This is a genomic window from uncultured Cellulomonas sp. (genome assembly GCF_963527515.1).
GTDB lineage: Bacteria > Actinomycetota > Actinomycetes > Actinomycetales > Cellulomonadaceae > Cellulomonas.
Genome location: NZ_CAURTV010000002.1, coordinates 52742 through 76172, shown reverse-complemented (window position 1 = coordinate 76172; position 23431 = coordinate 52742). Strand labels below are relative to the sequence as shown.

Here is a 23431-nt window from a genome sequence, read left to right as displayed (position 1 = left end):
CCAGGCACCCCAGTGCCGTTCTTCTTGGCGAGACCGGAACGCTGGTGCACTGGGGGGATGAGGGGACGGATGTGAGTACACAGTGGGAGGTGGTGCTCGAGCAGCTGGTGCGCGAGCGCTACACGCGTCTGGTGGGTCACGCGATGCTCGTGTGCGGCTCACGCCATGACGCTCAGGACCTGGTCCAGGAGGCGTTGATCTCCACGTTCTCCGGCCGCGCGCGGTTCACCACCGTGCCGCAGGCGGAGCAGTACGTGCGGCGGGCGATCGTCACCCGCTCGATCGACGAGTCGCGACGGCGCACCCGCGAGCGGGCCGCCACCGCACGGTTGGGCGGACGAGCGTCCACGCCCGTGGAGATCCAGCCACGCGGCCTCGGCGCCGACGTGCAGCGGGCGCTCCAGTCCCTGCCGCCGCGGGAGCGTGCATGTGTGGTGCTCCGGCAGGTGGAGGACATGTCCGTCCGGGAGACGGCGTCGGCGCTCGGGCTGAGCGAGGGCGCGGTCAAGAGGTACACGTCCGACGGGACCGCGCGGCTGGACGCCGCGCTAGGCACGACGACGACCGACAAGGAGACCGCGCACGTGCGGCTGCTCAACGGCACGGGAGGTGCGGCATGACGAACGAGCTGGGAACACTGCTGGAGCAGGCAGCGCAGGAGCTGTCGCCCGACGAGCCGATGGACGACCTGGGCCTCGCGCGGATCGTGCGGTCCGTCCGGCGTCGTCGCGTGCAGCGGCACACCATGGAGTCCGTGGTCGGCGTCGCCGCCGCGGGCGTCGTCGGCACCGCGGCCTGGGCCGGTCTGCGGTACACGGCTCCGGCCCCTGCGGACACGCCGACGCCGTCCGTGTCTGTGACGCCCACCCCGACGCCCACGCCCTCGGTCACCGCGACCCCGACCCCGACCCCGACCTCGACGCAGCCACCGGTCGTGCAGCCTGTGCCGCCGACGTTCGGTCAGGTCGCGACGCAGCCGGCGACCCCGGCCCTGGTGGCGGGTGCAACCCCCGGGTGGGTCCTCGCCATCGAGGCGCCGGTCTACTACGTCGAGGGCTCGGACCTGTTCTCCACCAGCGCGGAGCGGCTCCTGCTGCTCTCGCCGGCGGGCGACCGGTACAAGCTGCTCGACCTCCGCTCCGGCGACGACGACAAGGTGCTGGGCGTCCTGCACTGGACGGCCGGCGACGACCGGGCCCTGGTGCTCGGTGCGGACAGCGAGCCGCGGTGGCTGGACCTGTCGACCGGCACCCTCAGCGCAGTCCCCGGCACGCCGGCCAATGCTCGGTGGATCGGTGTCGCGTCGACCGGGAACCTGATCTGGCAGACGGCGATGGAGCTCGTCGCGGTGACACCCGACGGGGCCGCCACGACGCTCGCCTACACCCTCCCGCAGACGGAGGGCGAGCTGAGCCCGGACCGCAGCTACGTCTACGCCGGTGGCGGGGTCGTCGACCTCCGGACAGGTGCCAAGCAGTTCTTCCAGCCGCCGGAGGGTGCGGACGGATCCTGCCTGGCAGGGGGGTGGCTGTCCTCCACGCAGGTCGTCGTCCAGTGCGGTTCGGGGTTGTACGCCAGCACGTTCACCCCGGTGTGGGACCCGCCCACGATGCCCCAGGCGACCCCGGTCTTCGCGGATCTCGGCTGGACCGCCTTGTCGGACGTCCTGCCGCTGGCCGACGGTCGGCACGTCGTCTCGGCGATCGACGAGTCCGGCTGGGGGCTGTGGGCCGTCACCGGCACGTCGGTCACGGAGGTGATGGCCCCGCTGCCAGACGTCGGGGACCTCGAGCTCACCACCTCCGGGAACCGGGTCATCACCCGTCCCGCCGGTGGCGGCGAGGCGGCGCAGTTCCCCCTCACGGCCCACGACGCGACGACCGGCAAATCGACGGTCCTCATGCCGATGCCGGACGAGTCTGGTGAGCCGTACGGGCTGGCGAAGGTCACCTGGGTCGACATGCTGGCCGACTGGGTGGTCGGCACGTCGTACTGAGCGACGCGGAGTGCCCGGCGACCGGAGGGGTCGCCGGGCCCTCCTCGTGCTCGGCGCGAAGACTTCGTCCTGTGTGGCAGGACGAAGTCTTCGGCTTGTCAGGGGCGAACCGGGCAGGCGTCGGCGCAGCGCCTGGGGTGACCGGTCCAGCCGCGCGACCTCAACGCTGCGACCACCTGGGCGGCCGTGGCGCACGGTTCGACGACGACGTGTCGCCAGCGGTACCGCAGCGTCACGTCGCCCCGCGCGATGAGGACGGCGTTGTCCCGCCAGGTGTCGTCGTCGGTCCGACCGAACGGATGCGCCAGCTGGCCGTCGAGCTCGATCCGCACCCCGAGCCCGGTGTGCACGCGGTCGGCCCGGATCCACCGGTCCTCCACCCGCTCGGACAGCTGAGCCTGCGGCGTCGGCAGCCCGTGCCTGCGCTCGACGTCCCGGGCGTACCGATGCTCGAGCGGCGACTCGATCCCGCGACCGGCCTCACCGAGGAGGTCGAGAAGCAGTTCCCGGTGCCGCACACGCGGGCGTTCCCTGGCGTGCCTCAGCACGCGACCGGGCAGGACTCCCTGGCGGACCGCGGCGCACACGAGCCCCACGACGTCATCCTCCGAGTCGAGCTCGTCGAGGAGATCGAGCACCGTCGGGTCCACGCCGACGGTGCGGAGAACCCCGCCGGCGAACGGCATCCGGTCGCGGCGGTGGATCAGGAGCCCGGGCTGCGACCTGACGGCTCGGTGCCCGGGGATGCTCACGACGACTGGGGCCCCCGGCGCCCGCACGAGGCCGTGCACGAATGCGGCCGACGTGTGCGAGAGCGCGGCCCCGTCCCCCGCACCCAGGAGCGCCGCGCGCGCTCGCTGGCGCCACGTCACCGGGCCAGAGTGCAGCACGACCACCCCCCGGAACAGCCGCTGCCACTCGCCGGCGGCCACGCGGCGCGCGACGAGTGAGCGCTGCACGCCCCACGTCTGCAGCTGTGCGGTGGTCGCGACGGTGTCCTGGTGCGCAACCAGGGCCGACGCCCCGGGATCGATCCCCGTCGGCAGTCGTGCTCCCGACGCCCGGTTCCCGCTCACGGCCATCTGCGCAGGGTGGCGCACACCCACCGGCCTCCGCCGCCGCCCTCCACAGGCGCCCGCGGGAGATCGCGAAGAGCTCGTCCTGTCTGGCGCGACGAAGGCTTCGCACTGTGCCCGCACCGCCGGGGGACGACGAAGGCGCGCACCCCCGGGAGGGATGCGCGCCTTCGAGGCAGCGGGTCAGCGCGCTGCACCTGGTGCTCGCGCCGGCCTGCGTTCCGCTACGGGCGGGTGCGCTGGCGCGCCCCCACCCTTCGCTGCACTCCGGTCAGCGCTCGCGCTCGCCGCGGATGAAGGCCTCGACCTGCGAGCGGCCCTCGGTGTCCTCGGTCTGCACGGGCGGGGACTTCATGAAGTACGTCGACGCCGACAGGATCGGGCCGCCGATGCCGCGGTCCTTGGCGATCTTCGCGGCGCGGACGGCGTCGATGATGATGCCGGCCGAGTTGGGCGAGTCCCAGACCTCGAGCTTGTACTCGAGGTTCAGGGGCACCTCGCCGAACGCGCGACCCTCGAGGCGGACGTAGGCCCACTTGCGGTCGTCGAGCCAGGCGACGTAGTCCGACGGGCCGATGTGGACGTTGCGGTCCGACTTCTTGCCGCCGAGCGGGCCGCTCAGGTTGGAGGTGACGGCCTGCGTCTTGGAGAGCTTCTTGGACTCCAGGCGGTCGCGCTCGAGCATGTTCTTGAAGTCCATGTTGCCGCCGACGTTCAGCTGGTACGTGCGGTCCAGCACGACGCCGCGGTCCTCGAACAGGCGGGCCAGCACGCGGTGCGTGATGGTGGCGCCGACCTGCGACTTGATGTCGTCGCCGACGATGGCGACACCGGCGGCCTCGAACTTCGCGGCCCACACCGGGTCGGACGCGATGAACACGGGCAGCGCGTTGACGAACGCCACGCCGGCGTCGATGGCGCACTGCGCGTAGTACTTGGCGGCGATCTCGGACCCGACGGGCAGGTAGCAGACGAGGACGTCGGCACGGGCCTCGCGCAGGGCGGCGACGATGTCGACCGGCTCCGCGTCGGACTCGGTGATGGTCTCGCGGTAGTACTTGCCGAGGCCGTCGTTGGTGACGCCACGCTGCACCGGAACACCGAGCGGGGGGACGTCGGCGATCTTGATGGTGTTGTTCTCCGAGGCGCCGATGGCCTCGGACAGGTCGAAGCCGACCTTCTTCGCGTCGACGTCGAACGCGGCGACGAACTCGATGTCGCGGACGTGGTAGTCGCCGAACTGCACGTGCATCAGGCCGGGCACGGTGCCGCTCGGGTCGGCGTCGGCGTAGTAGTGCACGCCCTGGACGAGCGACGCGGCGCAGTTGCCGACGCCGACGATGGCGACGCGGATGGAGGTCATCCTCGCTCCTTCTCGGTGGTTCGCGCGGGGGCGACGTCGTCGTCCTCCGCGGGTGTGTCAGCCACGGCCGGTCGACCGGTGCCTGCAGGACGGGTGCGACCCAGGTCGCGCTCGTTGTCGATCAGCCCGTCGAGCCAGCGGACCTCACGCTCGACCTGTTCGAGGCCGTGCCGCTGGAGCTCGAGGGTGTACTCGTCCATGCGCTCGCGGGTGCGGGCGAAGGACTGGCGGACCGTCTCGAGACGCTCGGTCAGGCGCGAGCGCCGACCTTCGAGGATCCGGAGACGCGTCTCGGCGTCGGTCTGCCCGAAGAAGGCGAACCGGACGTCGAAGTTCTCGTCCTCCCAGGCGGCCGGTCCGGACGACGCGAGCACCTGCTGGAGGTGCTCCTTGCCGTCGGCGGTCAGCTGGTAGACGATGCGGGCGCGCTTGGACGCCACGCCGTGCGGCGTCGCGAGCGACTCGATGCCCTGGATCCACCCGCGGTCGACCAGCGACTTCAGGCAGGGGTACAGCGAGCCGTAGGACAGCGCGCGGAACGATCCGAGCACGAGGTTGAGCCGCTTGCGCAGCTCGTACCCGTGCATCGGCGACTCGTGCAGCAACCCGAGGATGGCCGGCTCGAGCACGTCGGAACGACCGCGCACGGGGCACCTCCTCGGGGTCTGGGCAATCTCGATGTATCAACTCGATACATCTGGAGAGTATGTCGAGTGTGACGATCCGAGCAAGCGGGGCCGTCGTGTGTGACCGGCGTCACCCAGCACGGCGTGGAGTTGGCGTGGGCCGTGCCGATCGTGTGAAGGGTCGCCGTATCCGCACCGCCGACCTCGCGACCGGCACAGCGGGTTCCCCCATACTGAGCAGCGCGGCTGACGCCTGCCCTCGTCCGGGCGGGCTCGCCCACCCCAGTCGTCGGACGGAAGGCAGTGCGTTGGCAGGCACGAATCGACGGGCACCCGCCCGGGGCAAGCGCACGGCGCCCCGCGGCTCGGCGACCTCGACGCGCAGCAGCGCCCCCAAACGACGCTTCTTCGACTACCCGCGCTCCGGGTACCACGGCCTGCACCGCTGGTTGCCGTCGTGGCGGTTCATGCTCGGCTCCATCCTCGCGGTGGGCTTTCTCGGCGCGGGGGCCATGGTCGCGGCGTACGCGAGCACGACGATCCCGAGCCAGGCCGCCGACGACACCAGGGCGCAGACGACCACGGTCTACTACGCGAACAACCCCGACGGCTCGCCCGGCGCGGTCATGGGCACGTTCGCCGCGCAGAAACGCACGCTCGTCGACTACGCCACGCTCCCCGAGTACGTGGGCCAGGCTGTCGCCGCAGCGGAGGACAAGACGTTCTTCACCAACACGAGCGGCATCTCGATCACCGGCATGGGGCGCGCGTTCCTCAACAACATCCAGGGCGGTCCCACCCAGGGCGGCTCGACCCTCACGCAGCAGTACGTGGAGCGGTACTACGTCGACAAGACGACGACCGACTACGTCGGCAAGTTCAAGGAGACCCTGCTGGCGATGAAGATCGCCAGGGAGGAGTCCAAGTCCGAGATCATGGAGCGGTACCTCAACACGATCTACTTCGGGCGTGACTCCTACGGCATCCAGGCCGCCGCGCAGGCGTACTTCGCGGTCGACGCCGCGGCCCTGACGCGCGAGCAGGCCGCCGTGCTCGCCGGCATCATCCCGTCGCCCAACAACTGGGACCCGGCCGTCAGCCCGGCCAAGGCCGAGGCACGCTGGAACATCGTGCTCGACTCCATGGAGGAGGAGGGCTGGCTCACCGCGGCCGAGCGGGCGCCGATGGTCTTCCCGCCCACGGTCGAGTACCAGGAGAAGGAGACGATGAGGGGCCCCACGGGGCACCTGCTCAAGATGGTCCGCGACGAGCTCAAGCGCGAGCCGCTGGCGCTGACCGACGACCAGATCAACCGCCGCGGCCTCAAGGTCGTCACCACGATCCAGCAGCCGCTCCAGACCTCCGCCGAGGTCTACGTCGACGCCTTCCGCAAGGGCACGCTGCCCGACCAGGACGGCGCGATCCCCAGCGAGCTCACCCGCGTGTCCCTCAGCTCGGTGGACCCCAAGGACGGGGCGATCCTGGCGATGTACGGGGGCGCGGACTTCCTGTCCGACCAGAAGAGCACGGTCACGTACGACAACGTCCAGCCCGGGTCGACGTTCAAGCCGTTCACCCTCATCGCGGGCCTCGAGCAGGGTGTCAGCCTGAACACCCGGTTCAGCGGGCGCTCGCCGCAGACGTTCGGCGACTGGAAGGTCCCGAACTTCAGCGGCGGCCAGTTCGGCAACATCGACCTGGTCGAGGCCACCGCACAGTCGGTGAACACGGTCTACGCCCAGCTGAACCTGCAGGTGGGGCCGGAGAAGACCGCGGAGGTCGCCGTGCGCGCGGGCGTCCCGGAGCCTGTCGACGCCAACAGGGCCAACGTGCTCGGCACCGCGACCCTGAAGCCGATCGACATGGTGGGCGCCTACGCGACCATCGCCTCGGGTGGCACCCGGGTCGACCCCTACATCGTGCGCACGGTCATCAACGACGACGACTCCGTCGCCTTCGAGCACAAGGACCCGACCGAGAAGGCGTTCGCGCCGGACGTGATCGCCGACGCCACCTACGCCATGACCCAGGTGGTGGAGCGGGGATCGGGCAAGAAGTGGATCAAGCCGCTCGACCGCCCGATCGCCGGCAAGACCGGCACGACGAACAACAACCTGGCCGCCTGGTTCATCGGCTTCACCCCCAACATCGTCACGGAGGTGTCGTTCAGCCAGCTGGACGGCACCACCCAGGTGTCGATCTCTCCGATCGGCGACGTCGAGTTCGTCACGGGCGGTACCTGGCCGGCGTTCCTGTGGCAGGCGTACATGGCGGACGTCTTCACCAAGGAGCCGTACACGACCGTCGTCGACTTCCCGCCCCGCGCGAACGTCGGCGCCAAGCCGACCGCCACGTCGACGCCCACGCCCACCGAGTCGGCGCTGCCGACCGAGGAGGCCACGCCCGAGGCACCGTCCGAAGTCGGGGTCCCGTCGGGGCTCGACGGCAAGCTCGAGGCCGACGCCACCGCGTCGGTGTCGAACGCGGGGCTCGTCGCCACCGTGGTCACCGAACCGTCCGACACCGTGACCGCGGGCCGGGTGATCCGCACGGACCCGAAGGGCGGCACGATGCTCGCGCCCGGCAGCCCGGTGACCCTGGTGGTCTCGAGCGGCCCGAAGCCGGTGGAGCCACCACCGCCACCCGTCACGGAAACTCCGGCAGCCGCACCGACGACCGCCCCCTGACCCTCCAGGCCCGGCCCGGCCGTCCACAGCCGATTTCGGCGGTGGCTCCGGGCCGGGTAGCCTGGGGCCCTGCTGTGCTCTGAGCGGCCCGTCGTCATGGACGGATCGCTCTGCGCAGCGACGCACACACCCTCCTGCCACGGATCGACCGTGGCCGCTGAGACCAGAGGAGGTGGGTATGAGCCTGCGTCAGTACGAACTCATGATCATCCTTGACCCCGAGATCGAGGAGCGCACCGTCGCTCCGTCGCTCGACAAGTACCTGACGGTCGTCAAGACCGACGGTGGCACTGTCGACAAGGTCGACATCTGGGGCCGTCGTCGGCTTGCCTACGACATCCAGAAGAAGTCCGAGGGCATCTACGCCGTCATCGACTTCCACGCGACGCCCGAGACCGCCAAGGAGCTCGACCGCCAGCTCGGCCTCAACGAGGTCGTCCTGCGCACCAAGGTCCTGCGCGCCGACGCCTGATCTCTTGTGTGGGTGGCCGCCCGTAACGTGCGGCTCCACATCTTCCGACTGATCGAACGAACGAGGAGCTGGGCATGAGCGGTGAGACCGTCATCACGGTGATCGGGAACCTGACCGGGGATCCCGAGCTGCGCTTCACCCCTTCGGGGGCCGCTGTCGCGAACTTCACCGTCGCGTCCACCCCCCGTACGTTCGACCGCCAGAGCAACGAGTGGAAGGACGGCGACACGCTGTTCCTCCGCTGCTCGATCTGGCGGGAGGCGGCCGAGTCGGTCGCCGAGTCGCTCACCAAGGGCACCCGCGTCATCGTGACCGGCCGGCTCGTGCAGCGCTCGTATGAGACCCGCGAGGGCGAGAAGCGCACCGTGTACGAGCTCCAGGTCGACGAGGTCGGCCCGTCCCTGCGCTACGCCACGGCCAAGGTCACCCGGACCCAGCGTTCGGGTGGCGGCGGCGGTGGCTTCAGCGGCGGGGGCGGCGGCGGCTTCAACAACGGTGGCGGTGGCGGCGGATTCGGCGGCTCCGGCGGCGGTGGCGGCACTCAGCAGGACGACCCGTGGGCGACGCCCGCAGGTGGTGCTGGCGGTGCCGGCTACTCCGACGAGCCCCCGTTCTGATCGGCGCCTGACACTCAGACATTCCCCATCCCTGGGCACGGCAACGCCCAGGGCTCCAGCAGACAAGGAGCACCACGATGGCCAAGCCCGTGGTTCGTAAGCCCAAGAAGAAGTTGAACCCGCTCAAGGCGGCGAAGATCGACGTCGTCGACTACAAGGACACTGCGCTGCTGCGCAAGTTCATCTCCGACCGCGGGAAGATCCGCGCTCGCCGGGTGACCGGTGTGTCCACGCAGGAGCAGCGCGCGATCGCGCGTGCCGTCAAGAACGCCCGCGAGATGGCTCTCCTGCCGTACTCGTCGTCGGCGCGCTGAGAGAGGGGACCATCATGGCGAAGATCATCCTGACCCACGAGGTCACCGGTCTCGGTGAGCCCGGCGACGTGGTCGAGGTGAAGGACGGGTACGCCCGGAACTTCCTCGTCCCGCGCAACCTGGCGACCGCCTGGACCAAGGGCGCCGAGAAGGACGTCACCGCGATCCGCAAGGCCCGCAAGGCCCGCGAGATCGCGACGCTCGACGACGCCAAGGCGATCCGCGACTCGCTGCAGAGCAAGCCGGTCGTCGTGTCGGCCAAGGCCGGCGAGTCGGGCCGTCTGTTCGGTGCCGTCACGACCGCCGAGATCGCCGAGGCGGTCAAGAAGTCGGGCGCCCCGCAGATCGACAAGCGGAAGGTCGAGATCGGTCAGCCGATCAAGGCCCTCGGCGAGTACCAGGTGTCGGTCCGTCTGCACGCAGACGTGTCCGCGACGGTGACCGTCAAGGTCGTCGCAGCCTGAGCTGAGCACTCCGGAAGCGCCCCGTTCCCCTGGTGGGAGCGGGGCGCTTCTGCGTCTCGGGCCTCCCTTGCGTCCGAGCAGATGGAGGCTCGGCGCCACATCTGCTCGGACGTCCCCGCCGAGAACCTGTTGCGTCCGAGCAGAGGAGGGCTCGGGGACACTTCTGCTCGGACGCTAGGTGCCCGTGACCATCCAGGCCGTGCCGCGGGCGCGCCAGCCGGTGGTGAGCGCGCGGGCGAGCATGAAGACCCCCGCGAACGCCGCCCACAGCCACGCCAGGCCCGCAGTCCCCGGTGGAGCCGCGTGCCGGACCGCGAGAGCGACCGGCGCGTAGACCACCAGCGTCGCCATGCCGGCCCAGGCGAGGAACCGGCCGTCGCCCGCGCCGATGAGCACGCCGTCCAGCACGAACACCCACCCGGCCATCGGCATCGTCACGGCGGCGACGACGAGGGCGACGACGACGGCGCGGCGGACGGCGTCGTCGGACGTGAAGAGCGGCACGTAGGCCCACGCGAGCCCACCGAGGACGAGCCCGAGAGCCGCTCCCCCGGCGACACCCCACTGCAGGGTCCGCCGCAGGACCGCACGGACGCGGGGGACGTCGGCGGCACCCAGGGCATGGCCGACGAGGGCCTGCGCGGCGATGGCGAGGGCGTCGAGCGCGAAGGCCGCGAGCCCCCAGACCGCGTTGACCACCTGGTGCCCGGCCAGCTCGACGGCACCGAGCCCGGTGGCCACCCAGACGGTGAGCAGGATGGCCAGCCGCAGGGACAGCGTCCGGACGAACAAGGGGGTGCCGGCGCGCGCGTTGGCCCAGATGCCCCCGGCAGCGGGTCGCAGCCGGGCTCCGCTGCCCCGCGCCCCCCGGACCACCACCGCGGTGAGCGCCGCCGCCATGCCCAGCTGGGTCAGGGCGGTGCCGAGCCCCGAGCCGGCGATGCCCAGGCCGGCGCCGTAGACCAGCAGCACGTTGAGCACGGCGTTGACGACGGCACCGGCAGCGGCGACGACCAGCGGCGTGCGGGTGTCGAGCAGCCCACGCAGGGCGCCCGTCGAGGCAAGGACCAGGAGCATCCCCGGCAGGCCCGGCGAGGACCAGCGCAAGTAGATGACGGCCTGGCGCGCGACCTCGTCGGAGGCCCCGAGCACCTCGATCAGCCAGGGCGCGCTCAGCCAGGTGGCCGCGGCGAGCACCAAGCCGAGGCCCAGCGCGAGCCACATACCGTCGACGCCGACCTGCAGCGCGCCGCTCCGGTCACCGGCTCCGAGGCGTCGGGCGACGGCCGCAGTCGTGGCGTACGCGAGGAAGACGCAGAGTCCGATGACCGTCACCAGGACGGTCGAGGCGAGGGCCAGACCGGCGAGCGGGGCGGTGCCGAGATGGCCGACGACAGCCGAGTCGACCAGGACGAAGAGCGGCTCGGCGACCAGCGCCCCGAGCGCCGGGACGGCGAGGGACAGTATCTGCCGGTCGATGCCGGGCGGACGGTGTCCGACAGATGAAATGTTGTCCAACCTTTCTCCCGTCCACAGCGGGTGCACGACGTTCCTGCGGGTGACGCGCCGATCTGGGGCAAACATCCACCCGTTGTCCACACCCCTGTCCACGGACTGTGGACAAAATCGGACGCGATCCACAACGTCACTCACAGTAGGTGAGGGGTCGCTCCACAGGAGTGCACACCCTTCCCCACACCCTCGGGCGTGGTTACCCACAGGCTCGTCGCGCCGTTTGGACGACCGCCCATCTGGCCCTAACGTCGCGAGTGCGAGGACCCCGCCGGGCGATCGTCTGGGCGCGGAATGTCAGACCCCCCATGGAACATGTGTTCGGACGACGAATGATGGGGATCAGGTGACGATCGAGGAGCTCGAGTACGGAGCGCCGTCCGCGACCAACCGTGGCGGTGGCTACGACCGGACCCCTCCGCAGGACCTCGACGCGGAGCGCTCGGTGCTCGGCGGCATGATGATCTCCAAGGACGCGATCGCCGACGTCGTCGAGCAGATCCGCGGCACCGACTTCTACCGCCCGGCGCACGAGGTCGTGTACGACGCGATCATCGACCTGTACGGCCGCGGCGAGCCCGCCGACGCCATCACGGTCGCCGACGAGCTGACCAAGCGCGGCGAGATCCAGCGCATCGGCGGCGCCCCGTACCTGCACACGCTCATCTCGTCGGTGCCCACCGCCGCCAACGCCGGCTACTACGCGCGGATCGTGCGCGAGCGGTCGGTGCTCCGCAAGCTGGTCGAGGCCGGCACCCGCATCGTGCAGCTCGGCTACGGCACCGACGGTGGCGACGTCGACGAGATCGTGAACAACGCGCAGGCCGAGGTCTACGCGGTCACCGAGCGCCGGTCGTCCGAGGACTACATGATCCTGGGCGACATCATCGGCGGGGCGGTCGACGAGATCGAGGCGGCCGGCCACCGCGGCGAGGGCATGATCGGCGTGCCGACGGGTTTCTCGGATCTCGACAGATTGACCAATGGCTTGCATCCCGGACAAATGATTGTTCTGGCCGCCAGGCCGGCAATTGGCAAAAGCACGATGGGTATAGACATTGTTCGTTCCGCGTCAATTAAACACGGAATGACGTCTGTCGTCTTCTCGCTCGAGATGAGCCGCAACGAGATCACCATGCGCTTGCTGGCGGCCGAGGCGCGCGTGCACCTGCAGAAGCTCCGCAACGGTCAGATGGGCGAGGACGACTGGGCCAAGATCGCCGCGACGATGGGCAAGATCTCCGAGGCGCCGCTGTTCATCGACGACTCGCCCAACATGTCGCTGATGGAGATCCGCGCGAAGTGCCGCCGGCTCAAGCAGAAGCACGACCTCAAGCTCGTGGTCATCGACTACCTGCAGCTGATGTCCTCCGGCAAGCGCGTCGAGTCCCGTCAGCAGGAGGTGTCGGAGTTCTCTCGGGCGCTCAAGCTGCTGGCCAAGGAGCTCGAGGTCCCGGTCATCGCCATCTCGCAGCTGAACCGTGGCGCCGAGCAGCGCACCGACAAGCGCCCGCAGATGAGCGACCTGCGTGAGTCGGGGTCCATCGAGCAGGACGCCGACATCGTGATCCTGCTGCACCGCGAGGACGCCTACGAGAAGGAGTCCCCCCGTGCCGGCGAGGCCGACCTGATCGTGGCCAAGCACCGAAACGGGCCGACGGACACCCTCGTCGTGGCGTTCCAGGGGCACTACTCGCGCTTCGTGGACATGCAGTCCTGACCGCCCGCCGGGTGTCGAGATGTGTCGAGATGCAAGATAGTTTGAGAATCGGGCCCGGATATTTTAAGTACGGCTGGCCGTCAGCCAGCGGCGGCGAGGTCGGCCCCAGAGTTCCCGATGCCGATGCGGCGGCAACGTGCATGCGAGTTCGGACACGGAGGTCCGACGACACGCGATAGGCCAGATGGGGCTCGACCCTCTCAGTTCGCAGCGGCGGCTCGTACGCTGCGCGGCGTGGTGACCTACCTCCGCGGCGATCTGGATCGCGCTGACTGCCCGCCCGAGAACGACGTCGCCCAGCCGTGGTTGAGCCGTCCGGGTGATGATGCCGGGACTGCACGCATCCCATCTCAGAGCTGGCTGTAAGTCCTAGGCTCGGCCGGACATCTCAGAGCATGGGAACTGCACAGGACGACCCGGCGCGACGGCATGGTGGCCGTGATACCGCCGCTGAGCACTTCCAAGGCTTGTGGTCCGCCCACGCCCCTCGGGTGCACGCCTACGCGATGCGGCACGTCGATCCCGACACCGCGCAGGAGGTCGTCTCCGAGACCTTCCTGGTGGCCTGGCGCCGCCTCGCGGAGGTCCCCGGTGAGGCTCTGCCGTGGCTCATCGTCGTGGCCCGCAACACCATCGCCAACGCCAACCGCTCTCACTACCGGCAGCGCGTCCTGCATGACGAGCTCGCCCGGCTCGCGTCGGTCTCCCCAGCGCCGGCACCGGGCGCCGAGCTGCTGGCGGTCGAGCGCATGACGATGCTCCGTGGGCTGGCCGCCCTCTCGTCAGTCGATCGCGAGGCGCTGCTGCTGGTCACCTGGGACGGACTGACCCCCGCACAAGCCGCTGCCGTGCACGGCGTCACGGTGCCCACCTTCCAGGTCCGCCTCCACCGGGCACGTCGGCGCTTGGCCGGCCTGGTCGACCCACCTGGCGAGGAACCGTCGCCCGGTGATCACCGCACCGGCACCGACTCGACCGACCGCATCTACGACTTGGCCCGGAGGACGCTGTGAACACCCCGACGCTCGATGACCGCCTCACCAGCATCGGCCCGACCGGCTCCCCGGACTCCGACGGCCTGGCCGACGCCTACGCCCAGCTCAGTGCCCGCCTCGAGCTTCCGGCCCTGGACGTCGCCCCACCTTCCGCCGTGGTCCAGCCGCTTCGCCGGCGACGGGCGCGTCGGATCAGCCTGACCGTCCTGGTCGGGGCCGCCGCAGCATTCGCGATCGTCGCGATCCCGGTGCTCAGCACCGGCGGGGGTACCCCGGTCTCCACCGCCAGCGCCGCGGAGCTGTTCATCCGCGCCGGGCAGGCCGCCGGCGAACAGCCGGACGCCGCCCGTGACGCCGCCTACTGGCACTCCGTGCAGATCTCCGACGTGTGGAGCGACACCAGCAACGCAGTCGAGAGCTCCCGCATCGAGACGTGGACCGGTCACCAGGACTGGAGCGTCGTCATCGACTCGGCCCGACTCCCCGAGCCGACGCTGCGGAACCGGGCCCTATTCGGCCCCGGGATCACCTGGGACGAGCTGTTCGCCCTGCCGACCGAACCTATCGCTCTGGAGGAAGCCCTGCGCCGGTACTCCGACCCCGCCAGCCCGGACTCGATGTCGGCCCAGACCGTCTGGGGCTCGGTCGAGGACCTGCTCGTCAACAGCCCGGCCTCGCCCGCGTTGCGCCAGGCGCTGTGGCAGGTAGCTGCACAGCTCCCTGACACGAAGCTCGGTGGCGACGTCACCGACAGCACCGGGCGCCCGGGAGTCCAGGTAACCCGCCCCTACGAGGAGCTGATCGTCGATCCCGACACCGGGCGGCTGCTCGAGCGGCTCCGGTGGGACAGCACCGACAACCCGCCGTACCGCGACACCTTTCTCGAGCAGGGACCGGCCGACACCGCGCCGGCCGCGCCCGACCCGGACCTCCCGCTCGGCTGCACCCTCGACAAGAACTGCGACGGAGGCCAGGCGGTCGATCCCTCAGCTGGGGGCTGACCCCAGCTGAGACCTGCGCGAACGCATGGCACCTGAAAGCAGTGATGCCTGGTGAGGCGAAAGGCCTCACCAGGCATCACGCGCGCGGGAGGTGACCCGAGTCCCGCCGTTGCACACACTGCGGCGAACGGGTGATGTCGCTCAAGTCGGCATCTCGATTGTCGATAGGTCCATCGTGGGGACGTATCGACTATCGAGATGGAGTGTTCGATGACGACAGCGGTTCAGCACGAAAAGCTCGGTCGTCAACTCGGTCCGCCGGCGCTGATCGGGCTGATGCTCGTCGTCGCGTACCTCGCCGTTGCGAGCGGCCTCTTCTACGCCGGGATGGCTGCGCTGGGCCGGGGCTCCAGCGCCGAGGCGCCCGTTCAGCTGACGGCCCCCATCGGATACATGGATGGGACGTGGCCATGCGTCGAGGGCTGGTCAATGGACGGCTCTTCATGCGAGCCGGCCGTGTCGCCCGAACTGTGGCCTGAGGGCCAGCCACTCCCGGTTCGACACGGCGGGGGGTTCCTCGCGGGAGCGGACGTTGATGCCGGGACCGCGCTGCTGGCCACGGCGGCCTCCTGGGCTGGCCTCATCGCTGGCGGCGTTGTCGGGCTGATCCTCATACCGGCACTTCGCAGCACCGCGTCTGGTCGCCCCTTCGCGGCCGGCAACGCACGTCGCCTGGGATGGGCGGCAGCCGTGGTCATGGCGGCTTGGGTATTTGCGACGGTCGGAGACTTCATCGCCGCGTCCCGGATTATCGCGGTCATCGAAGCCACGCCACGATGGTCGCCGACCGGCTCGTTCGAGATGCCAACCGACTGGCTCGCTCCTTCGCTGGTGGTCGGGTGGTGGCCGGTGGCCATCGTCCTGCTGCTTCTTGCACTCGCGGCGGCCACGCGGCGAGGCACCCGGCTGACCTCGGATACCGAGGGGCTGGTGTGAGCGACGACGATGCCGGCCAGCACCGAGTGGTCTCCCACCTCGCGTCCCTGCTCGAGGCGCGGAGCATGTCCCTCGTCCAGCTGGCCGCGCTGAGCGGCATCACCGTCGCCAACCTGTCCGTCCTCAAGAACGGACGAGCAAGAGCGATCCGCTTCAGCACCCTGACCGCGGTCTGTGACGCCCTCGAATGCCAGCCGGGCGACGTTCTTGAGGTGCTTCCGACCCCTGCTTCTGATCTCGAGGCCGAGCACTCCATACATTGACCGGACCTGGCCAAACCAGCCCTACCGAGCGAAGTACGCTGCTCAGCAGCGGTCAATCTGCCGTGCATCTCGACAACGCAAGTGTCGAGATGCAAGATGGTTTGAAAACCGGGCCCGGATACTTTAAGTATGGCTACGGCCGTAGCTGTCGAGATGCAGGGTTCTTTGGACCCGAGGGCCGGCTAGTTTGACTACCCGCGTTGATCCGGTTTGACCTGCTGCGCGAGCAGTCGCATCGCGTCGCGCCGGTACATGGCGGCGTGGTCGTGCAGTTCGGGTCGGCCGGCTGCGCGTGCGTGTTCGTTGGTCCAGTCCGCCAGGTCGTTCAGCCGAGTGACGATGGTCGAGAGGACGTCCTCGATCCGAGGGGCAGCGTCCTCTCCGTAGCTGGACAGCAGATGTGCGAGGCGGTCCATCGGGGTGACGTCGTCCGGTGCCGGCATGTCTTCGCACCACCCGCACAGCCGGTAGGCGAGGTACGCGAGGTCCCACGCTCGGGGGCCCGGCGAGGCCATGTCGACATCGATCAAGCCGATCAGGTCCGTCCCGCTGAAGACCATGTTGTATGGCGCGACGTCGTTCAGGCACACCACCTCAACGGGATGGTGCGTCGGGGAGCGCCAGACGCGATCGCTGAGGTCGAACCCGACGGTTGCGTCGTGGACGGCGCGCAGCATCGCTCCGGCCTGGGCGCGGGTCTGCGCTGTCCACAGCCAGTCCGGGATGGGCCATCCGCCGACCTCGCCGGGCATCCAGCTCAGGACTTCCCGACCTTCGTCGTCGAGGCCGAGCGGCTCCGGTACGCACGTGACGCCACGCTTCCGTACCCACGCGAGCAGTGCGTGCACGGCCGGTGTCCAGGGGCCGGCCGTCCTCCGGACGGTGTCACCTAGACGCAGCACAGTGTTGACGTTGCCGCCGTCCAGCTCCTGCGCGGCGACATCGTGCCGATCCTCGAGACTCATGACGCGATCGTCCCATCACCGGCGTCGCTCCTTGTTAGCGGACGGTGCGCGAGAGACGCCGGGCTACTTTGACTGCCGGCTCGGTCATCGATGCGTTCGTTCAAACTACGGCGCTCAGCGGCGGTCAATCTGTCTTGCATCTCGACAGTTGTCGAGATGCAAGCTTGTTTGGCTAAATGGCCTGGATAGTCTGACTACCCCTCCAGCTCGAGGTTCGGATGCACTCGGTACCTGCACTCAACCGCCAGCCCGCCCGACCCCCGCGCGGCAATGAACAGCGCACACGGGGCTTCGTTGCTGATGAAGGCGACCTCGAGCTTGGCACGGTTGTCCACGCAGCCGAAGGCCGCCCGGTCCAGCTTCGCGTCGCGCATCGACGCAAGGAATGAGCGCAGAAGCTCGATGAGCGTAGGGCAGCTCTCACGCCGCCACGTGCAGCCTGTGTCCGTCGTCGGGCAGAGGACGCACAGGACGCGGAAACGGTGGGGCGGACTGTTGAGACCTGCCGCGTCAGTCCGGCGTGACTCGGTAGAACAGCGTCATCTGCCCGTCGGCCGACGCGGGCACGACATGGACGGACCACCCGGGCACGATCACCGTGGCGCCGAGCGGATCAAGGGCCTCCTCCTCCGCGCCGTCGACGTCGGTCAGCAGGGCCGCCGCCGCGTTCAGCCGGTCGAGCCCTTCGACGCTGATCTGGACCTCCCACCCGGTCGCCGCGTCACCGGAGACTGACAGGAGCCGACCCGGCGGCATGGGAACCACGTCGGTGGGAAAGTCGCCGGGCAGGCCGGACACGGCGACCTGCGGCGGGACGACGATCGTCCAGGGGCCGGTCAGGCCGGTGAGCGGTTCGCCGTCGCGCACGACGAGAGCGCCGTACGTGCCGGTCGGCAGCAGCTCGCCGCCGACACCGTCGACCGTGCAGGTGACCAGGTCCAGAATGACCGTCTCGCGCAGCAGCCCGCTCGGTGTCCGGTCCCACGCGGCGTCTGCATCCGACTGACCCTCTCGCGGCAGGGTCGCCGTCGCGACCACCCGGTCGTCCTGGGTGACGAGCACGCGCACCCGTGCCAGGGCTGTCGGTGGGGCAGTCTCCTCGCCTGCCGCGAGCTTCTTCTCGACCGACGTCTGGAGGCTTTCTACCGCCCCGGCGAGATCGTCGAGCACGCTCTGCTTGACCGCCTCACCGGCGTCGCGCTCGGCGAGCCGGTCGGAGTACGACTGCTCGACCATCGCGAGAGTGTCCTGCGTGGACGAGAGCTCGGTCGACGGCGGACCTGCACCGTCCTCCGGCAGGGAGCTCACGACGTCCAGGTACACCGTGCTCGACGCGAACGCGCCGAGCGGACGCGGCTGCGGCACCGACCGCTCCCCCGACTGCGCCGATGGGTCGGACCACGCTGACGCGCGCATGCCGAGCGTCGGGTCAGGGGTGCCCAGCAGCGGTGAGATGTTCGATCCGCACTCACCGGGCGCCGCCGAGGGATCGGAGGGCAGGATGACGGGGGAGTCAAGGGTGGCGGCGTCACTCGGTGCCGTCGAGGGGTCGGCGGGCAGGACGATGCGGACGTCCCGGGTGCCGGTGACGTACATCGCGCCGAAGGCGACGGCACCCGCGGTGCCCACCCCCACGGCTCCCGCGGCACCGACGTGCACCGCACGACGCCGACGGGCGCGCGACCGCACCCGCGGGACGTCGACCGGCGGCGGACCGTCGGGACGGCGACCGTCCACCAGGTCGTGCAGGGCAGAGCTCAGGTCGATGGTCATCGGGCCTCCTTGATGTCGACCGTGTCGGGACGTTCCGAGCTGGACATCACCGGACCCAGGACGTCCTCGAGCCGCCCGACGGCGTCGGACAGGTAGCGCTTGACGGTGCCCTCGGCGAGGCCGAGCCGCTGCGCGATCTCCGGGACGGTGAGGTCGTCGTAGAAGCGCAGGACGACGCACGCACGCAGCCGGGGCCGCAACGAGGCGAGCGCCGACTCGACGCTGACCCGGTCGGCAGCAGCCGCCTCGGGCGACTCAACCTGCGCGGGCCGTGCGATCAGGTGCCGCACGCCGGTCCAGCGCTCACGGCGCCGGTGCCCGTCGAGGAAGACGTTCAGCATCGCGCGCCGCACGTACGTCTCGGCGGCGACGACGTCCCGCAGCGGTCGGACCTGGCCGAAGCAGCGCACCAGCGCCTCCTGCAGCAGGTCCTCCGCCTCCGCACGGCTGCCCGTCAGGAGCGTCGCGTACCGGGCGAGCGCGTGCCCGCGGACCTGCACCAGGTCGTCGAGCACCTGTTCCCACGCCGCCATCGGCCCTCCACTCCCGAGTGTCATGGTCCAGGACGACGAGGTACGGCGAATCGTTGGTCACCCGTTCGGACGTCTTCGGCAGGGTCGAGACAGGCCAGATCACCAAAGTGCGACGCTCAGCCCCGGTCAATGTGTCCTGCATCTCGACACGAGATGCAAGATGGTTTGAAGATCAGGCCCGGATACTTGAAGTACGGCAGCAACAGGGGCCGCCGGAGGTGTGGCCCGACCGGGCAGCACAGGGCTGCCCGATCGGATTCGGTCAGGCCTCGGGGATCTCGAACGCGTAGGCCTCGCGGGTGATGGCCTCGACCGGAGGGCCGCCGCGCACGCCGGTGTCGAGGGCGTCGATCGCTGCGACCTGGTCCGCGGTCAGCTCGAAGTCGAAGACGTCGAAGTTCTCCGCGATGCGCTCGGCCTTGGTCGACTTCGGGATCGCGGAACGGCCTTCCTGGACATGCCAGCGGACCATCACCTGCGCCGGGGACTTGCCGTGCTGAGCGGCGATCGCCTGGAGTGTTGCGTCGTCGAGGGTGCTCGTCGCGCCGGGCATGTAGGTGGTGATGCCACCGATCGGGGACCAGGCCTGGGTGAGGATGCCGTGGCTGGCGTGCAGGGCCTGCATGTCCTTCTGCTGGAAGTAGGGGTGGAGCTCGATCTGGTTGACGGCCGGCACGACCGTGGTCTCGGCCAGGAGGTGCTCGAGGTGCTCGGGCAGGAAGTTGCTGACGCCGATCGCGCGGACCTTGCCGTCGGCCAGGAGCTGCTCGAGCGCGCGGTAGGAGTCGATCGTGAGGTCGAACTCCGACGGCAGCGGCTGGTGCAGCACGATCAGGTCGATGGTCTCGACGCCGAGCTTCGCAGCGCTCTTGTCGAACGCGTGCAGGGTGGCGTCGTACCCGTAGTCACTGATCCAGATCTTGGTCTCGATGAAGACCTCGGCGCGGGCAAGTCCGGAGTTGCGGATGCCTTCGCCGACCTGGACCTCGTTGCCGTATGCGGCTGCGGTGTCGATGTGGCGGTAGCCGACGCGCAGCGCCTGCTCGACCGCAGAGACGGTGTCCTCGGGCGCAGTCTGGAAGACGCCGAGCCCGATCGTCGGGATCTCGATCCCGTTGTTCAAGGTGATGGTCGTGTTGGTCATGACAGCCACGCTAGGTCGGCAGATGCCCGGGGTGAGAGTCACTGTCATTGACCCCCAGGCAGCAGCCGGTGTCCCTGCTGGGGGTGCACGCCAGTGGCTCCCAGGGCGGGCGGCGGTGCGTCTAGCGTCGGGGTATGACCACCTCCCGCGGCGACGTGCAGCAGTTCCTGACCGCGTTGCGCGCACGCATCACCCCGGAGAGGGCCGGGCTCACCGTCTTCGGCGGCGAGCGTCGTGTGCCTGGGCTGCGCCGTGAGGAAGTCGCGCAGCTGGCCGGCGTGAGCACCGCGTACTACACGCGGATGGAACGTGGCGACCTGGGCGGGGTCTCCGAGAGCGTGCTGTACGCCTTGGTCCGCGCGCTGGACCTCAACGAGGCAGAAGCCGCGCACCTGTTCGACCTCGCTCGCGCCGCCACCGGGCCGCGCCGCGCGCCCCGCACGAAGCCCGAGCCGCGGGTGTCACCGCGCGTCGCGCAGCTGATCGACACCATGGGCGAGGTCCCCGTGATCGCGATGACTCGCCTCGGCGACCCGGCCGGATCCAATGCGCTGGGTCGCGCACTCTTCCCCGACCTCTTCCCGGCCGGGAAGGCACCGCTGAACAGCGCTCGGTACCTGTTTCTCGACGAACGCTCCAAGGCCTTCTACTCCGACTGGGAGACCAGCGCCCGCGAGGCGGTCTCCGCGATGCGTCTAGTCGCCGGCCACGATCCCAGCGACCGGGCCCTGATGGCCCTCGTCGGTGAGCTGGCCACCCGCAGCACCGAGTTCCGCACCTGGTGGGGCGGCCACACCGTCCGAACCCATTCGTCCGGCACCAAGAAGATCCACCACCCCGTCGTCGGCGAGATGACGCTCATCTTCGAGAGCCTGATGGTCGCGTCCGCGCCCGGGCTGACCCTCGCCTCCTACCTGACCGAGCCGGCGACTGCGTCCGCGGATGCCATGAACCTGCTGCGCATCTGGACCGCGGACCGCGCCCACGCCGACGAGGCAGCGCACGCGGGGGCCCCATACGGGTCAGCTGATGAGGCCCGCCCGGCGTAGCCATTGATCGAGGTCAGGTCCGGCGTCGGCCACTCCCTGACGGTTCGGCGACTGTGGGTGCGGTTCCTTCCTCGACTGCTCCGGCGAGCCGGCGCCGTGCCCTGGACAGCCGCATCTTGAACGCAGCTTCGGTGCATCCGAGGACGGCCGCAGCGACGAGGAGGATCGCCTCGCGATCGCTGGCGGCCATCGCTGCCAGGGCGCGCAGCGGCATCTGTCGTTCGTGAACCGCTTTGGCTGGATCCGTGGGCCCAGCGGGCGCGAGGGCGGCGAGGGCCGCGTGCAGCTGGCGAGCCCGGTACACCGATCGGCTGTGGTTGCGCACCGTGTTCCGGGCGACGACCAGCAACCACGGCAGCGCCTCGCCCGGTAGATCCTCGAGTCGACGCCAGGCGACGAGGAACGTCTCAGCCACTACCTCTTGAGCCGTCTCGCGATCGACGTGCCGCATCGCGTACGCCTGGACGCGCCCGGCATGACGTTCCCATAGCGCGGAGAAGCGCTCCGCGTCGGTCGGGTGATCTCGGTCCACACTGGGAAGTGTCCGGGACAGGTCACAAGTAACAGCCACTGGCGCGTTGGATGTCGAGCCGCCAGGCGCGTCGGGCTCCGCGCTCCGGTCAACTCTTTCCGCCAGTGCAGCGTGGTCGGGTCAGTCCTGGTCGAGGCAGAGGCAGAACGGGTGCCCGGCCGGGTCGATCATCACGCGCACGTTCGGCTGGAACTGGGCCTCGGCCTCTCGGGCGCCGAGCGCACGGGCCTCCTCGACGGCCGACTCGAGGTCGCCCACCTGGAAGTCGAGGTGCATCATCGGCCGCTGCTCTCCCTCGACCGGCGGCCACACGGGTGCCCGGTAGCCGTCGGCTTGTTGGAGCACCATGAACGTCGCGCCGCCGGGTCCCTGCAGGATCGACGTGCCCGGCTCCTCGTGACCGATGGGCCAGCCGAGCAAGGCGGAGTAGAAGGCGGCCAGCACCGGCGGGTCAGGGGCCTCGATGGCCATGCCCCACCACATCCCGGCCGTGCGTGAACGCATGCGACGAGTCTCGTCGTCGAGGGCTGTCGGCGCCTGCCGAGACGGAGCGGCCGGTTGAGCGACTACCGAGTGACTGCAGCGCAGCGGAAGGGCCCTGGCCGAGGCCGGTCGTAGCAGGATGCGCGTCATGAGCGAACCGTTCTACTCGGACGGGCGGCTGTACGACCGGTTGTTCCCGGCCAGCGCGCCAGCCGTCGACTTCTACAGGGCCGCGGCCGATCGGCAAGGCGGACGCGTCTTGGAGCTCGGGTGCGGCACCGGACACAAGCTGATCCCGATCGCGTCCGACGGACACCCGTGCGTGGGGCTCGAGCTCTCTCCGGCGATGCTTGCCGAGGCTCGGCGGAAGGCGGACGAGCGCGGCGTGGAGCTGGAGTGGGTGCAGGGCGACATGCGCTCGTTCGACCTGGGCCGGACGTTCGACCTCGTGATCATCCCCGCCAACTCGCTGCTCCATCTGCATGAGGTGCGGGACCTGGTCGACTGCTTCCGGTCGGTGCGACGGCACCTGGCGCCAGGAGCGCGGCTCGTCCTCGACGTGTTCAACCCGAGGGTGCGCGCGCTTGCCGACGCCGACGGCGTCCGACGCAGGCGTGACGCGTTGTCGTTCGTCGATCCCGACCGCGGCGTCGTGCACGTCGATGTTGCGGAGACCTACGACGCGGCTGCGCAGGTGACGCGCGGGCGGTGGTACTTCTCGACCGATGACGACGCCGACGTCGTCGTCGCGCCGCTGGAGATGAGGAGCATCTTCCCCCAGGAGCTGCCGTTGCTGCTCTCACTGGGTGGGCTCCGGCTCGTCGAGCGCTTCGGCGACTGGTCCGGTCGACCGTTCACCGCGGATGCAGCGGTCCAGCTCTGCGTCTGCGAGGCGGACTGACGAGACGAG

Annotated in this window: 25 protein-coding genes; 14 read left to right on the top strand and 11 right to left on the bottom strand. The window is 69.9% G+C overall.

Annotation, left to right across the window (positions count from 1 at the left end; all coding sequences use genetic code 11):
• The first annotated feature begins 71 nt into the window (after positions 1-71).
• Together RYN42_RS01185 and RYN42_RS01180 are read left to right on the top strand one after the other, a co-directional pair.
• Positions 72-620, top strand: coding sequence for a sigma-70 family RNA polymerase sigma factor (locus RYN42_RS01185; protein WP_315093019.1), 549 nt, complete (start codon positions 72-74; stop codon positions 618-620).
• A complete protein-coding gene (locus tag RYN42_RS01180; protein WP_315093018.1) occupies positions 617-1996 on the top strand; it encodes a hypothetical protein in 1380 nt (459 codons plus the stop codon). Before RYN42_RS01185 ends, RYN42_RS01180 begins: the two co-directional genes overlap by 4 nt.
• Before the next feature lie 98 nt (positions 1997-2094).
• Here RYN42_RS01180 and RYN42_RS01175 read toward each other — a convergent pair whose 3' ends face one another.
• From RYN42_RS01175 to RYN42_RS01165, 3 genes are all read right to left on the bottom strand, one after another.
• The gene (locus tag RYN42_RS01175; RefSeq protein ID WP_315093016.1) at positions 2095-3078 is read right to left on the bottom strand and encodes a hypothetical protein; all 984 of its coding nucleotides are present in this window, start codon (positions 3076-3078) and stop codon (positions 2095-2097) included.
• Between the two features lie 265 nt (positions 3079-3343).
• Positions 3344-4435 (bottom strand): inositol-3-phosphate synthase, encoded by a 1092-nt coding sequence (locus tag RYN42_RS01170; RefSeq protein WP_315093015.1) that lies wholly within the window; start codon positions 4433-4435, stop codon positions 3344-3346.
• Positions 4432-5082, bottom strand: a complete 651-nt coding sequence (locus RYN42_RS01165; protein ID WP_315093013.1) for a PadR family transcriptional regulator — start codon at positions 5080-5082, stop codon at positions 4432-4434. Before RYN42_RS01165 ends, RYN42_RS01170 begins: the two co-directional genes overlap by 4 nt.
• 287 nt (positions 5083-5369) lie before the next feature.
• On the opposite strand from RYN42_RS01165, the gene RYN42_RS01160 reads away from it, so the two are divergent.
• From RYN42_RS01160 to rplI, 5 genes are all read left to right on the top strand, one after another.
• The gene (locus tag RYN42_RS01160; protein WP_315093012.1) at positions 5370-7748 is read left to right on the top strand and encodes a transglycosylase domain-containing protein; all 2379 of its coding nucleotides are present in this window, start codon (positions 5370-5372) and stop codon (positions 7746-7748) included.
• A gap of 178 nt (positions 7749-7926) precedes the next feature.
• The gene (gene rpsF, locus RYN42_RS01155; RefSeq protein ID WP_315093011.1) at positions 7927-8220 is read left to right on the top strand and encodes a 30S ribosomal protein S6; all 294 of its coding nucleotides are present in this window, start codon (positions 7927-7929) and stop codon (positions 8218-8220) included.
• Between the two features lie 74 nt (positions 8221-8294).
• Complete coding sequence (locus tag RYN42_RS01150; RefSeq protein ID WP_315093010.1) at positions 8295-8837, top strand: single-stranded DNA-binding protein; 543 nt, start codon at positions 8295-8297, stop codon at positions 8835-8837.
• A 77-nt stretch (positions 8838-8914) separates the two neighbouring features.
• Complete coding sequence (gene rpsR, locus RYN42_RS01145) at positions 8915-9151, top strand: 30S ribosomal protein S18 (RefSeq protein ID WP_056018476.1); 237 nt, start codon at positions 8915-8917, stop codon at positions 9149-9151.
• Between the two features lie 14 nt (positions 9152-9165).
• A complete protein-coding gene (gene rplI / locus RYN42_RS01140; protein WP_315093005.1) occupies positions 9166-9615 on the top strand; it encodes a 50S ribosomal protein L9 in 450 nt (149 codons plus the stop codon).
• A gap of 174 nt (positions 9616-9789) precedes the next feature.
• Here the strand turns inward: rplI and RYN42_RS01135 are convergent, their stop codons facing one another.
• Entirely contained in the window at positions 9790-11199 is a 1410-nt protein-coding gene (locus tag RYN42_RS01135) for an MATE family efflux transporter (protein ID WP_315093004.1), read from the bottom strand.
• 274 nt (positions 11200-11473) lie between these two features.
• Here RYN42_RS01135 and dnaB point away from each other — a divergent pair, with 274 nt between their 5' ends.
• The 5 genes from dnaB (at position 11474) to RYN42_RS01110 (ending at position 16042) form a co-directional block, all read left to right on the top strand.
• Positions 11474-12847, top strand: a complete 1374-nt coding sequence (gene dnaB / locus RYN42_RS01130) for a replicative DNA helicase (protein WP_315093002.1) — start codon at positions 11474-11476, stop codon at positions 12845-12847.
• A 395-nt stretch (positions 12848-13242) separates the two neighbouring features.
• Positions 13243-13860: a sigma-70 family RNA polymerase sigma factor gene (locus RYN42_RS01125; protein WP_315093001.1), complete on the top strand. Its 618-nt coding sequence runs from the start codon at positions 13243-13245 to the stop codon at positions 13858-13860.
• The gene (locus RYN42_RS01120) at positions 13857-14843 is read left to right on the top strand and encodes a hypothetical protein (protein ID WP_315092999.1); all 987 of its coding nucleotides are present in this window, start codon (positions 13857-13859) and stop codon (positions 14841-14843) included. Before RYN42_RS01125 ends, RYN42_RS01120 begins: the two co-directional genes overlap by 4 nt.
• A gap of 210 nt (positions 14844-15053) precedes the next feature.
• The gene (locus RYN42_RS01115; RefSeq protein WP_315092997.1) at positions 15054-15779 is read left to right on the top strand and encodes a hypothetical protein; all 726 of its coding nucleotides are present in this window, start codon (positions 15054-15056) and stop codon (positions 15777-15779) included.
• Complete coding sequence (locus RYN42_RS01110; RefSeq protein WP_315092995.1) at positions 15776-16042, top strand: helix-turn-helix domain-containing protein; 267 nt, start codon at positions 15776-15778, stop codon at positions 16040-16042. The genes RYN42_RS01115 and RYN42_RS01110 overlap by 4 nt, the downstream gene beginning before the upstream one ends.
• A gap of 191 nt (positions 16043-16233) precedes the next feature.
• Here RYN42_RS01110 and RYN42_RS01105 read toward each other — a convergent pair whose 3' ends face one another.
• The 5 genes from RYN42_RS01105 to RYN42_RS01085 form a co-directional block, all read right to left on the bottom strand.
• On the bottom strand, positions 16234-17007 hold the full coding sequence (locus RYN42_RS01105) for a phosphotransferase (RefSeq protein WP_315092993.1): 774 nt from the start codon (positions 17005-17007) through the stop codon (positions 16234-16236).
• A gap of 194 nt (positions 17008-17201) precedes the next feature.
• Positions 17202-17381, bottom strand: a complete 180-nt coding sequence (locus tag RYN42_RS01100; protein ID WP_315092992.1) for a hypothetical protein — start codon at positions 17379-17381, stop codon at positions 17202-17204.
• 136 nt (positions 17382-17517) lie between these two features.
• Positions 17518-18780, bottom strand: a complete 1263-nt coding sequence (locus RYN42_RS01095; RefSeq protein WP_315092991.1) for a hypothetical protein — start codon at positions 18778-18780, stop codon at positions 17518-17520.
• Entirely contained in the window at positions 18777-19313 is a 537-nt protein-coding gene (locus RYN42_RS01090) for a sigma-70 family RNA polymerase sigma factor (RefSeq protein WP_315092990.1), read from the bottom strand. The genes RYN42_RS01095 and RYN42_RS01090 overlap by 4 nt, the downstream gene beginning before the upstream one ends.
• Positions 19314-19575: 262 nt before the next feature.
• A complete protein-coding gene (locus RYN42_RS01085; protein WP_315092989.1) occupies positions 19576-20457 on the bottom strand; it encodes an aldo/keto reductase in 882 nt (293 codons plus the stop codon).
• A gap of 134 nt (positions 20458-20591) precedes the next feature.
• Between RYN42_RS01085 and RYN42_RS01080 the strand changes: the two genes are divergently transcribed.
• Positions 20592-21506 carry a helix-turn-helix transcriptional regulator gene (locus tag RYN42_RS01080; protein ID WP_315092987.1) on the top strand — a complete coding sequence of 305 codons (915 nt, stop codon included), beginning with the start codon at positions 20592-20594 and terminating at the stop codon, positions 21504-21506.
• Positions 21507-21519: 13 nt separating this feature from the next.
• Here the strand turns inward: RYN42_RS01080 and RYN42_RS01075 are convergent, their stop codons facing one another.
• Both RYN42_RS01075 and RYN42_RS01070 read right to left on the bottom strand, forming a co-directional pair.
• Positions 21520-22038, bottom strand: coding sequence for a sigma-70 family RNA polymerase sigma factor (locus tag RYN42_RS01075; protein WP_315092985.1), 519 nt, complete (start codon positions 22036-22038; stop codon positions 21520-21522).
• Positions 22039-22158: 120 nt separating this feature from the next.
• Positions 22159-22542: a VOC family protein gene (locus tag RYN42_RS01070; RefSeq protein ID WP_315092983.1), complete on the bottom strand. Its 384-nt coding sequence runs from the start codon at positions 22540-22542 to the stop codon at positions 22159-22161.
• A 127-nt stretch (positions 22543-22669) separates the two neighbouring features.
• On the opposite strand from RYN42_RS01070, the gene RYN42_RS01065 reads away from it, so the two are divergent.
• Positions 22670-23422, top strand: a complete 753-nt coding sequence (locus RYN42_RS01065) for a class I SAM-dependent methyltransferase (RefSeq protein WP_315092981.1) — start codon at positions 22670-22672, stop codon at positions 23420-23422.
• Positions 23423-23431: the final 9 nt, after the last annotated feature.

Coding starts and splice junctions, on each gene's coding strand:
- RYN42_RS01180 (WP_315093018.1), top strand. CDS start 617: ATGACGAACGAGCTGGGAACACTGCTGGAGCAGGCAGCGCAGGAGCTG.
- RYN42_RS01175 (WP_315093016.1), bottom strand. CDS start 3,078: ATGGCCGTGAGCGGGAACCGGGCGTCGGGAGCACGACTGCCGACGGGG.
- RYN42_RS01170 (WP_315093015.1), bottom strand. CDS start 4,435: ATGACCTCCATCCGCGTCGCCATCGTCGGCGTCGGCAACTGCGCCGCG.
- rpsF (WP_315093011.1), top strand. CDS start 7,927: ATGAGCCTGCGTCAGTACGAACTCATGATCATCCTTGACCCCGAGATC.
- RYN42_RS01150 (WP_315093010.1), top strand. CDS start 8,295: ATGAGCGGTGAGACCGTCATCACGGTGATCGGGAACCTGACCGGGGAT.
- rpsR (WP_056018476.1), top strand. CDS start 8,915: ATGGCCAAGCCCGTGGTTCGTAAGCCCAAGAAGAAGTTGAACCCGCTC.
- rplI (WP_315093005.1), top strand. CDS start 9,166: ATGGCGAAGATCATCCTGACCCACGAGGTCACCGGTCTCGGTGAGCCC.
- RYN42_RS01135 (WP_315093004.1), bottom strand. CDS start 11,199: ATGTTTGCCCCAGATCGGCGCGTCACCCGCAGGAACGTCGTGCACCCG.
- RYN42_RS01125 (WP_315093001.1), top strand. CDS start 13,243: ATGGGAACTGCACAGGACGACCCGGCGCGACGGCATGGTGGCCGTGAT.
- RYN42_RS01115 (WP_315092997.1), top strand. CDS start 15,054: ATGACGACAGCGGTTCAGCACGAAAAGCTCGGTCGTCAACTCGGTCCG.
- RYN42_RS01105 (WP_315092993.1), bottom strand. CDS start 17,007: ATGAGTCTCGAGGATCGGCACGATGTCGCCGCGCAGGAGCTGGACGGC.
- RYN42_RS01100 (WP_315092992.1), bottom strand. CDS start 17,381: ATGCGCGACGCGAAGCTGGACCGGGCGGCCTTCGGCTGCGTGGACAAC.
- RYN42_RS01095 (WP_315092991.1), bottom strand. CDS start 18,780: ATGACCATCGACCTGAGCTCTGCCCTGCACGACCTGGTGGACGGTCGC.
- RYN42_RS01090 (WP_315092990.1), bottom strand. CDS start 19,313: ATGGCGGCGTGGGAACAGGTGCTCGACGACCTGGTGCAGGTCCGCGGG.
- RYN42_RS01085 (WP_315092989.1), bottom strand. CDS start 20,457: ATGACCAACACGACCATCACCTTGAACAACGGGATCGAGATCCCGACG.
- RYN42_RS01080 (WP_315092987.1), top strand. CDS start 20,592: ATGACCACCTCCCGCGGCGACGTGCAGCAGTTCCTGACCGCGTTGCGC.
- RYN42_RS01070 (WP_315092983.1), bottom strand. CDS start 22,542: ATGCGTTCACGCACGGCCGGGATGTGGTGGGGCATGGCCATCGAGGCC.
- RYN42_RS01065 (WP_315092981.1), top strand. CDS start 22,670: ATGAGCGAACCGTTCTACTCGGACGGGCGGCTGTACGACCGGTTGTTC.